Here is an 11,776-nt window from a genome sequence, read left to right on the forward strand (position 1 = left end):
TTGATTTTCTTAAAAATAAGTATGCTTTTTCTATACTAAAGAAAAGGAAATGAAAAAATGCCGTCAACATATGCACATTATCGATTTGGACAAGAAGTTTTAAAAGAACTACCAAACGATATTAAAAAAATAATTATAGAAAATAAAGAACTCTATGATATTGGACTACATGGCCCAGATCTCTTGTTTTATTATTTACCATTAAAAACCAATGAAATTAATTCAATAGGTTATAACATGCACGAAAAAACAGGAGAAGAAGTATTTGATACTTTTAGAAAAATGATGACTTCTAAAAAACAAATCAATCATTACCTAGCTTATTATTATGGATTTATTTGTCATTTTGCCTTAGATGCAACGTGTCACGGTTATATTGAAAAAAGAATTCATGAAAGTGGAGTATCACATGGAGAAATAGAAGTTGAATTTGATCGTTTTTTAATGATTGAAGATGGATTAAATCCTATTTCACATCATTTGACGAATCATTTAGTGGCTAGTGAGGAAAATGCTAAAATTATTGCTGATTTTTATGAAATAACCACAAAACAAACTAAAAAAGCGATTAAAGGTATGAAAATATACAATGATTTATTGGTTGCTCCTTCTAAATTAAAGAGAAAGATTATTTATGCTTTACTTCGTATAAGTGGGAATTATAAGGAAATGCATGGATTGATTGTTAATTATGAGGAAAATCCAAAATGCATAGAAAGTACTAAAAAATTAAATGAGCTTTATCACATTGGTAAAGAAAGAGCGTTACAGCTTTTAACAGAAAATAATACTAATAATGATTTATATCATTATACATTCAGTGGAAAAGAGGAAAAAAATGAGATTTAAAATGACAAAAGAAGAGAAAAACTGGGTTTTATATGATGTAGGAAACTCAGCATTTGTTCTTCTGGTATCAACAATCATGCCAATTTATTTTAATTACTTATCAGAAAAAGCAGGGCTATCTTCTGTTGATTATTTGGCTTTTTGGGGTTATGCTGCATCAATTGTTACAATTATTGTTGCTTTTTTAGGACCAGTCTTAGGGACTTTAGCTGATACAAAAGGTTATAAAAAACCAATCTTTATAATCACTTTATTAATTGGTTGTATTGGATGTTTTTTACTTGGTTTTATTAAACAGTGGCTATTCTTTTTAATTGTTTTCATTATTGCTAAGATAGGTTTTTCCGGAAGCTTGATTTTCTATGATTCGATGCTTTCTGATGTAACAACGCCTGAACGTGTAGATCATGTTTCTTCTCAAGGATATGCCTGGGGTTATATTGGAAGCTGCGTCCCTTTTGTTGTCTGTCTTCTTCTTGTTTTAAATGCTGGAAAGATTGGACTATCTATGGAAATGTCAATGATGATTTCTTTTGCTATTATTGCTTTTTGGTGGTTTGGTCTTACTTTACCACTATTAAAAACTTATCAACAAAAATATTATGTAGAAAGAAAACCACATGCGATGCAAAACAGTTTTAAACGTTTATTTGAAACGATAAAAAATGTTAGAAAAGAGAAAAAGATTTTTTTATTCTTACTTGCGTTTTTCTTTTACATAGATGGTGTTTATACCATTATTGATATGGCTACAGCCTATGGAACAGCTTTAGGTTTTGAAAGTACAGGATTGTTATTAGCTTTATTATTAACCCAAGTTGTTGCTTTTCCTTTTGCTATTTTATTTGGAAGATTATCATCAAAATATGAAGCAGCTAAACTAATAAGAGTTTGTATATTAGCTTATTTGGGTATTTCAATTTTTGCGATTTTCCTTACAAAACAATGGCAGTTTTGGTTGCTAGCTGTTTTAGTAGGAATGTTTCAAGGAGGGATTCAATCTTTATCAAGATCCTATTTTACAAAAATCATTCCTTTAGAAAAATCAGGAGAATACTTTGGTTTAATGGATGTTTGTGGAAAAGGAGCTTCGTTTTTAGGAACAACAGTTGTTGGTGTTTTATCACAAGCAACAGGTCAAATTAATCTTTCTCTAGGAGCTCTATCTGTTTTCTTTATGTTAGGAATTGTCTTTTTTAGAATGTCTGAAAAAAGAGAAGGTTAGTGAACTACAAGTTCAATGACAGCCTTCTTTTTTTATTTTAAAATAAGAGTGGTGATAGAAATGAAGAAAAAATTAATAAATCCTTTAAAAATAGGAAAGAATTTAAAAAGATGTGTTGATCAAATGGGGTATAAAGTAAAAGATATTCAAGAGTATTTATGTTTAGAATGTCCTCAACCAATTTATCGTTGGTTTAAAGGAAGTACATATCCTTCAATTCATCATTTATATGCATTAAGTTGTTTATTTGGGGTAAGTATGAATGAATTAATTGAAGAAGATGAAAGAAAAGAATGGGGTTATCGTATTTATCAAATGAAAGAGGGGAAAATGACATTAGAAAATCAAGAAATTTTGTAAGCATATTTCTTGCTTATTTTCTAGTATTCAAGTATGATATAGATACCCTATAGGGGTGGGAGGTGTAGTAATGGAAAAGAAATATGATGTCATTGGGATGACATGTAGTGCATGTTCAGCTCATGTAGATAAAGCAGTAAGAGGGTTGGATGGTGTTGATGATGTTAATGTCAATTTATTGCAAAACTCAATGACTGTTGAATTTGATGAAAATAAACTAAGTGAAAGTCAAATTTTTGAGGCTGTAGATAAAGCAGGTTATAAAGCTCAAAATATTGGTGAAAAACAGGTTTCAAATGTTCAAGAAGATGAAAATGAGCATAAAAAGAAGAATTTGATTTTATCATTTATTTTCTTGATTCCTTTATTTTATATCAGTATGGGACATATGATGAATTGGCCTTTACCAAGTATTCTCTTAGGTCATGAAAATATGATGATCTTTGTTTTAGTTCAATTGTGTTTAGTTGTTCCTATTATGTTCATCAATAGAGGTTATTATATTCGAGGCTTTAAAACTTTATTCAATCGTAGTCCAAATATGGATTCTTTGATTGCCTTAGGTTCTTCAGCAGCTTTTCTTTATAGTTTATATGCAACATTTATGATGGCTTATTATTTAGGTAGAATGGATATGGATATGACACATCATTATATGATGCAACTTTACTTTGAATCGGCAGGAATGATTTTAACATTAATTTCTTTAGGTAAATATTTAGAATCACGTTCTAAACAAAAGACTTCAGAAGCGATTGAAAAATTGATGAAGCTGATGCCTTCAACAGCTATTGTCTTAAAAGAAGGAAAAGAAGTTGAAGTAGCCATTGAAGATGTTCAAATTGGTGATGTTGTGATTGTTAAACCAGGTAACAATATTCCTTTGGATGGAAAAATCATTCAAGGACATGGTTCTATCAATGAAGCGATGATTACTGGAGAAAGCTTACCGGTCGATAAAACAGTTGGTGATCAAGTTATTGGTTCAACCAATAACTTAGATGGTTATATGCAAGTAGAAGTTAGTCATGCTTCAAATGATACAACGCTTTCTAAAATCATTCGTTTAGTAGAAGAAGCAGGCGCTTCTAAAGCACCAATTGCCAAACTGGCTGATAAGATCAGTGGTGTCTTTGTACCAACAGTTATTACGATTGCAATCATTACTTTTATTCTATGGCTTACACTTGGAAATAAAGATTTCCACTTTGCCTTAAACTGTGCAATTTCAGTTCTTGTTATTTCTTGTCCATGTGCTTTAGGACTTGCTACTCCTACAGCTATCATGGTTGGAACAGGAAAAGGAGCAAATTTAGGTATCTTAGTTAAATCAGCGCAACATTTAGAAGAACTTTCTAAATGTGATACGATTGTTTTAGATAAGACAGGAACACTTACAGAAGGAAAACCTCAAGTTACAGAAGTTTATCCAATTGGTGTAAGTGAAAATGATTTATTGAAATATGCGGGTTCGATTGAACAATATTCTAAACATCCACTTGCTAAAGCAATTCATAGTTATGTTTTAGAACAAGGGGTTTCATTAGATAATTTAGAACATTTTGAAATGAAACAAGGCCTAGGTCTTGTAGGTGATTTAAAGGGTAAAGTTCTTTTATCAGGGAATAGACGTTTGATGGAAGGAAATGGTGTTGATCTTTCTTCAATTGAAGAGCTATATAAAGAATTATCTGCTAAAGGAAAGACACCTTTATTTTACAGCTATGCAGGTCAACTTATTGGCTTGATCGTTGTTTCAGATGTCTTGAAACAAACAAGTAAACATGCTATTGATTGTTTAAAAGACATGAACATGAATATTTATATGTTGACAGGTGATAACCAATTAACAGCCAATGCGATTGCTGATGAATTAGGCATTGAAGCCATTGGTGAAGTCTTACCACAAGATAAAGAAAAACATGTAAGAGATTTACAAGAAAAAGGACATCGTGTTATCATGGTGGGTGATGGAATCAACGATGCACCTGCCCTTGTAAGAAGTGATGTTGGTATTGCGATGACTTCAGGAATCGATATTGCGATCGAATCTGCAGATATCGTCTTGATGAAAAATGATTTACAAGATGTTGTTGTGGCTTATGAACTTTCAAAAGCGACAATTAAAAATATTAAAGAAAACTTATTCTGGGCATTCTTCTATAATGTCATCGGTATCCCAATTGCTGCAGGAGTGTTCTATTCAATCTTTGGCTGGTTGTTAGACCCAATGTTTGGGGCAGCTGCGATGTCATTAAGTTCTGTCTTTGTTGTATCGAATGCACTCAGATTAAGATTCTTTAAACCAAAACATCAAATTATTAAAATACAAGAAAATAGGAAAAAGGAAGAAAAGAAAATGAAAAAAGTATTAGTAGAAGGAATGATGTGCGAACATTGTAAAGCGCACGTAGAAAAAGCATTAAATGCTATTGATGGTATTCAAGCAACAGTTGATCTAGAAAAAAACTGTGCTTTTGTAGAGGGTGAAGCTGACGAAGCTACATTAAAACAAGCAATTGAAGAAGCAGGATATACTTATAAAGGAATTGAATAAGTATGATGGCTGATAAAAAACAGGTCACAAGACTTTTAAAAACAGCAAGAGGACAAATTGATGGTATCTTAAAAATGGTGGAAGAAGATCGCTATTGTATCGATATTTCACATCAAATCATGGCTAGTGAAGCTATTTTAAAAAGAGCTAACAAAGAAGTCTTAAAAGCACATATGACACATTGTGTTCATGATGCAGTCAATAGTGAAGATTGTGATCAAAAAATAGAAGAAATGATTAAAGTCTTAGATAATTTATTGAAATAAGAAATCTTGAAAAAGGTTTCTTATTTTTTGTGCAAAAAAGTATAATACCGGCTTATATAAGCCGGTATTCATAATTTGCAGAGTGTATACTGTATTTGGATGAATAGAAAAGGAGAAGTAGAGTATGGAAAAATAATTTTAAATGTAATAGAAATTGCATTAAATATTGCCGTTATTGTATGTTTGGTAAAATCAATTAAAGATAAAAGAGAATCTTAATAAAAGAATCATTCAAAATAACACACTGTTTTGTTACCTTGTAAATAATGCTAGATAATGTAAGAATTACTAGAAATATCCATTGTTTGTATCGAATAGAGAAATAAAAGTGTATAATTAAATCAATAGCAGTTAGGAGGAAAAATTATGAGCAGATATGTTTTAGGGTTAGATATAGGAATTACTTCTGTAGGGTATGGTGTAATAGATATTGATAATAATTTATTTGTGGATTATGGTGTGAGACTTTTCAAAGAAGGAACAGCTGCAGAAAATGAAACTCGAAGAACTAAAAGGGGTTCAAGACGTTTAAAAAGAAGAAAATCTAATCGTTTAAATGATATGAAAAATCTTTTAAAGGAAAATGATTTATATTTTGAAGATTATCGAAATTATAATCCTTATGAAATAAGGGCTAAAGGATTAAAAGAAAAGTTATTGCCTGAAGAACTATGTACAGCAATTATGCATATAACAAAATCAAGAGGAACAACTTTAGAAGCGCTTGCTGATGAAAGTCAAGATGATGAGGGAACAAAAGCGACTCTCTCAAAAAATGCTAAAGAGTTAAACAATGGAAAATACGTTTGTGAAGTTCAATTAGATAGATTAAATAATGATCATAAAGTAAGAGGAACAGAAAATAATTTTAAAACAGAAGATTATGTAAAAGAATTAAAAGAAATACTAAAACATCAAGATTTAGATGAAGAATTATGTAATCAAATTATTGAAATAGTATCTAGAAGAAGACGCTATGATCAGGGTCCTGGAAGTGAAAAATCACCTACTCCTTATGGAAGTTATCGTATTGTTGATGGTGTTTTAAAACATGTTAATTTGATTGATGAAATGCGTGGAAGATGTAGTGTCTATCCGGATGAATTCAGAGCACCTAAACAATCATATACAGCAGAATTATTTAATTTGTTAAATGATTTAAATAATTTAACAATTAAAGGTGAGAAAATAACGGTTGAAGAAAAAGAAAAGGTTGTTGCATTTGTTAATGAAAAAGGAAATATCACAGTTAAACAATTACTTAAATTATTAGACGCTCAAGAAGATGAGGTTACAGGATTTAGAATTGATAAAAATGAAAAACCATTAATTACTGAATTCAAAGGATATAGTAAAGTTTTAAAAGTCTTTAAAAAATATAATCAACAAGAATTACTTGAAGATAAATCAATTGTTGATCAAGTTATTGATATTTGTACAAAGGCTAAAGGAATAGATGAAAGAAAAAAAGATATTAAAGAATTATATCCTCAATTTGATGATGATCTAATTGAAGGATTGGCATCAATTAAAGGAGTTTCTGCTTATCATTCATTGTCTTTTAAGGCGATGCATATGATTAATAAAGAAATGCTTACAACAGAAATGAATCAAATGCAAGTTCTTCATGAAATAGATTTATATGATAAAAATAGAAAATCATCAAAAGGTAAGAAAAATATCGAGCCTGATAAAAAAGCTATTCTATCTCCAGTTGCTAAAAGAGCGCATCGAGAAACATTTAAAGTCATTAATGCGTTAAGAAAACAATATGGCGAATTTGATAGTATTGTTATTGAAATGACAAGGGATAAAAATTCAAAAGAACAAGTAAAGAGAATAAATGATAATCAAAAAAGATTTAAGAACGAAAATGATCAAGTTGATGAAATTATTAAAAATGCAGGTATTGATCCAGAAAGAGTTAATGGAAAAACGAAAATGAAAGTACGTCTTTATTTACAACAAGATTGTAAAACAGCTTATACACAACAAGATATTGATTTACATACATTGATTTTTGATGATAAAGCTTATGAAATAGATCATATTATTCCAATATCTGTTTCATTAGATGATTCACTTTCAAATAAGGTACTAGCATCTCGTTTAGAAAATCAACAAAAAGGTAATCTTACACCAATGATGGCTTATTTAAAGGGTAAATTTACAGATGGTAATTTAGAAAAATATAAATTGTTTGTAAATAGTAATAAGAATTTCAATCATAAGAAAAGAAGTAATTTACTTGATGAACAAGATATTACAAAAGAAGATGTAGCAAGAAAATTTATCAATCGTAACTTGGTAGATACAAGTTATGCATGTCGTACAGTATTAAATACTTTACAACATTATTTTAAAGATAATGAAATAGATACGAAAGTTCATACTATTAGAGGACAATCAACCAATATTTTTAGAAAACGAATAAATTTACAAAAAGATAGGGAACAAGATTATTTCCATCATGCTATTGATGCATTAATTGTTGCTTCTTTAAAGAAAATGAATATCGTCAATTCATATTTGATGCACTATAACTATAGTGATTTATATGATGAAGAAACAGGAGAAGTATTTGATGTTTTACCTGATAAACAATTTATTGATCAAAGATATATTTCATTTATCTCTGATTTAAAAAATATTTATCAAGAATCAAATCAATATAATTTAGGCTATATTACACAAGAACAAATGCATTATCCACTTATTAAAGTATCTCATAAAATAGATACTAAACCTAATAGACAAATTGCGGATGAAACAATTTATAGTACAAGAAATATTGAAGGACAAGATATGTTGGTTGAAAAGATTAAAAATATCTATGATCCTAAAGAAAAGAAAGCTATAGAACTTGTTAATAATATTATTAATGATGATACTGATAAGTACATTATGAAACATAAAGATCCACAAACTTTTGAAAAAATCAAAGAAGTTACACTAAATCATTTTAATGATTATAAAGATTCAAAGGAATATTATGTAATTGATAAAAAAGGTAAGTATTCTTTAAAAGGAGAAAGTCCTTTAACATCATATTATAATGAAAATGGAGCTATTACTAAATATTCTAAGAAAAATAATGGGCCAGCAATTACATCGATGAAATTCTACTCTGAAAAACTAGGGAATCATTTAGCAATTACAAGTAACTATAATACAAATAATAAAAAGGTAATTTTAAAACAAATAAGTCCATATCGAACAGACTTTTATGTATCTCCTGAGGGAAAATATAAATTTGTTACAGTTAGATATAAAGATGTTTTTTATAAAGAAACAATTCATAAATTTGTCATAGATAAAAATTGGTATCATGAAGAAAAAACTAAAAAAGGAATTCTAGAAGATTGGAAATTTGTATGTTCAATGCATCGAGATGAACTGATTGGACTTATCAAACCTGAAGGTAAAAAGTTTGTTTATGATGCTTCGATTAATGGTGGTCAAACACAATATCATGATGGTAAACATTATGAAATCTTAAAGTTTACAGCGACGAATGATGATAAAGCAAATATATTTGAAGTAAAGCCAATTAATACAATTTGTAAAAAACAATTAAGGCCATCAGCTGGATCAATGTTACATATCCAAAAATTTGCTACGGATGTTTTAGGAAATATATATGAAGTTAAAGATAATAGATTGAAATTAGAGTTCGATTAGTCTATAATATAGGTGGTTGTATTCTAGCAAAAATTTATATGACCTAACAAAACAAGGGTTTATCCCGGACTCGGCTCTTCGGAGCCTTTTTCTTTTATAAAAAATGAGTCATAGGATCATATATATTGAAAAATGTGAATGTTTGAAATTATATTTAGATAATATTAAGATTATTTACAATGATAATGATATTCTACTACCAATTTCAGACATTCAAATATTAGTTATAGATAATTATAAATCAAGTTTAAGTATACCCCTAATTAATAAATTAACAGAAAATAATGTATGTACAGTTGTATGTGGAATAGATCATATTCCTAAAAGTTACATACTTCCAATGAATGGTCATTTTTCACAAAGTGGAAATATTAATAAACAAATAGAATGGGATAATAATAGAAAACAAATTATGCATCAAAAAATAGTAAGAGCTAAAATACATAATCAAGCAGAAATATTAAAATTAAATAATAAAAGTCAAGATGTAATAAATAAACTATATCAATTTGAAAATGAAGTTCAAATTGATGATATTACAAATAGAGAAGGGTTAGCTGCAAAAATGTATTTTAGAGAATTATTTGGCGATGATTTTATACGATTTGATGAAGATGTAATCAATGCTGGATTAAATTATGGATATAGTATCTTTAGGTCATTAATATCTTCTATTATTGTAGCTAAAGGTTATTTACCTAATTTAGGTATTTTTCATCGAGGTAAACAAAATATGTTTAATTTAAGTGATGATGTAATAGAAGTGTTTAGACCAATTGTAGATCATTATGTTTATAATAATATGATGGAAGATATTATATTTAAACAAGAACATAGAGAAGCATTGATACAACTTACAGCTAAGAAAATAGAAATTGATGGAAGAAAACAAACAGTTAATAATGCTATTTATGTTTATTTAGAAAGTGTTTTAAAAGAATTAGAAACAAGTCAAGATGTCTATTTATTTCCTAAACCAATTTTATATGATTTATGAATTTATGAGATTGGTATTATTTTTTGACCTCCCCATGAAAACAAAAAAAGAAGTAAAAATATATACACATTTTAGAAAATATCTTATAAAAAATGGATATATGATGATGCAATTTTCTGTTTATTGTAAGATTTTTCCAAATAGAGAAGCTGCTGTTAAACATGTAAATATATTAAAAAAGAATGTTCCTAAAGAAGGACAAATAAGATTGTTGTTGGTTACAGAAAAACAATATTCTAAAATAGAAATTATTGTTGGAGGGGTCTCTAATCAAGAAAAAACAGTAAATGCAGATTCTTTTATAAAATTATGAATCTATTAACAGTAAAAAAAGGAAATAAAAGATATGACTTACAAATAAATAATATAAAATATTGTATAGGAAATGATTTTGAAGAAAAATATAATTTTGTAAATATTTTAAAAGAAGTATTTTTATTATCTAAAGAAAGCGAATATTCGATAAATAATAGTGGACAAGCACAAGTTTTGATAAATGATAAAGAAATAAAAGTAAAAGAAATAAGTTTCTATCAAATAAACCATCATTATTCAATCACAAATGATCTAAAACTAACAGCACATTCTCTAATTGCTAGATATATAGAATTACTTATAACACAAGATGATAACATAGACACAATCAATACAATAAATCTTCTATTAGAATCTTTTACAAACGAATTAGATAATGAATTAATATATCCAAAATTTATAACATATACACCTAAACAATTTTTAAAAATATTATTACCAATATTTTTAAAAGAAGAAGATCAAGCAAATGAATATGATCTATCATACGATGAAATCATTTTATTTCAACTTAAAATGATAGATTATATATCTAAACATCAAACAACTAAAATAATTTGTCTCATAGAATTACCATATCTATCTAAAGAAATAAATGACTATCTCATAAATATGAAAAATTGCTTTATTGTTGTTATGTTTTATAAAACAGACAGTGTTTTAAATATAAAAGATACTTATGTATTTGATAATTTAATATTAGATTTAAATAATGATGAACAAATATATAATATCTATTTAAATAAAGGTGTATGTACACTACAGGAGGCAAAAGAAATGATAATAAATAATATAAAAACTAAACTTGATATATCTATAACTTTATAAAATATTCGATATTTTATTATTTTTAAATATATGGTAACATGTATTTGAGGTTTTGTTACCATATGATTTTTTGCTAGAATAAGACTATCTCGTCTTTATGATCTACATAATATTGGTTTTGTTACCATATGATTTTTTGCTAGAATAAGACCCACGAGCGTCTAACTCATAAAGTTGTTGAGTTTTGTTACCATATGATTTTTTGCTAGAATAAGACATTACATGAGCGATGATCCTAATAAGTATGGTTTTGTTACCATATGATTTTTTGCTAGAATAAGACGGACATTGGTTAAAGTAGTGTGGCTCTTCTGTTTTGTTACCATATGATTTTTTGCTAGAATAAGACAATAACCATCACTACACTCAATAGTTTCAAGTTTTGTTACCATATGATTTTTTGCTAGAATAAGACGTTCTTCCACTCCATCAGTATAAACTTCATGTTTTGTTACCATATGATTTTTTGCTAGAATAAGACAAGCCCAAATTGGAACGCGTGTAACGGATGGTTTTGTTACCATATGATTTTTTGCTAGAATAAGACCTAAAGAATTTTTGATCCTTTTTGGTACTTGTTTTGTTACCATATGATTTTTTGCTAGAATAAGACCAAAATCTCCAAGACCCAGTTCTTGTTCCTGTTTTGTTACCATATGATTTTTTGCTAGAATAAGACGGACACTCATCTTTGATAC

9 protein-coding genes and 1 CRISPR repeat array are annotated in these 11,776 nt (G+C 28.1%); all 9 genes read left to right on the forward strand.

The window, feature by feature from the left end; genetic code table 11:
• Window positions 1–57 precede the first annotated feature (57 nt).
• The 9 genes from ACLVEP_RS01585 to ACLVEP_RS01625 all read left to right on the forward strand — a co-directional run bounded on the left by ACLVEP_RS01585 (window position 58) and on the right by ACLVEP_RS01625 (window position 11,078).
• A complete protein-coding gene (locus ACLVEP_RS01585) occupies window positions 58–849 on the forward strand; it encodes a zinc dependent phospholipase C family protein (RefSeq protein WP_119362963.1) in 792 nt (263 codons plus the stop codon).
• Window positions 839–2,074, forward strand: coding sequence for an MFS transporter (locus tag ACLVEP_RS01590; RefSeq protein ID WP_331872830.1), 1,236 nt, complete (start codon window positions 839–841; stop codon window positions 2,072–2,074). The genes ACLVEP_RS01585 and ACLVEP_RS01590 overlap by 11 nt, the downstream gene beginning before the upstream one ends.
• A gap of 60 nt (window positions 2,075–2,134) precedes the next feature.
• Window positions 2,135–2,434, forward strand: a complete 300-nt coding sequence (locus ACLVEP_RS01595; protein WP_158565552.1) for a helix-turn-helix domain-containing protein — start codon at window positions 2,135–2,137, stop codon at window positions 2,432–2,434.
• A 70-nt stretch (window positions 2,435–2,504) separates the two neighbouring features.
• A complete protein-coding gene (locus ACLVEP_RS01600) occupies window positions 2,505–4,991 on the forward strand; it encodes a heavy metal translocating P-type ATPase (protein WP_412582356.1) in 2,487 nt (828 codons plus the stop codon).
• Between the two features lie 2 nt (window positions 4,992–4,993).
• Window positions 4,994–5,257 (forward strand): metal-sensing transcriptional repressor, encoded by a 264-nt coding sequence (locus tag ACLVEP_RS01605; protein WP_107029910.1) that lies wholly within the window; start codon window positions 4,994–4,996, stop codon window positions 5,255–5,257.
• 366 nt (window positions 5,258–5,623) lie between these two features.
• Window positions 5,624–8,938 (forward strand): type II CRISPR RNA-guided endonuclease Cas9, encoded by a 3,315-nt coding sequence (gene cas9 / locus ACLVEP_RS01610; RefSeq protein ID WP_412582359.1) that lies wholly within the window; start codon window positions 5,624–5,626, stop codon window positions 8,936–8,938.
• Between the two features lie 103 nt (window positions 8,939–9,041).
• Window positions 9,042–9,935, forward strand: a complete 894-nt coding sequence (gene cas1, locus ACLVEP_RS01615; RefSeq protein WP_412582361.1) for a type II CRISPR-associated endonuclease Cas1 — start codon at window positions 9,042–9,044, stop codon at window positions 9,933–9,935.
• Between the two features lie 4 nt (window positions 9,936–9,939).
• A complete protein-coding gene (gene cas2, locus ACLVEP_RS01620) occupies window positions 9,940–10,248 on the forward strand; it encodes a CRISPR-associated endonuclease Cas2 (protein WP_032091802.1) in 309 nt (102 codons plus the stop codon).
• A complete protein-coding gene (locus ACLVEP_RS01625; RefSeq protein ID WP_412582363.1) occupies window positions 10,245–11,078 on the forward strand; it encodes a hypothetical protein in 834 nt (277 codons plus the stop codon). Before cas2 ends, ACLVEP_RS01625 begins: the two co-directional genes overlap by 4 nt.
• 49 nt (window positions 11,079–11,127) lie before the next feature.
• Window positions 11,128–11,757: direct repeats of the CRISPR family, unit length 36 nt; unit sequence GTTTTGTTACCATATGATTTTTTGCTAGAATAAGAC.
• The last annotated feature ends 19 nt before the right edge of the window (window positions 11,758–11,776 follow it).

The organism is Faecalibacillus sp. (genome assembly GCF_047023275.1).
Lineage (GTDB): Bacteria > Bacillota_I > Bacilli_A > Erysipelotrichales > Coprobacillaceae > Faecalibacillus.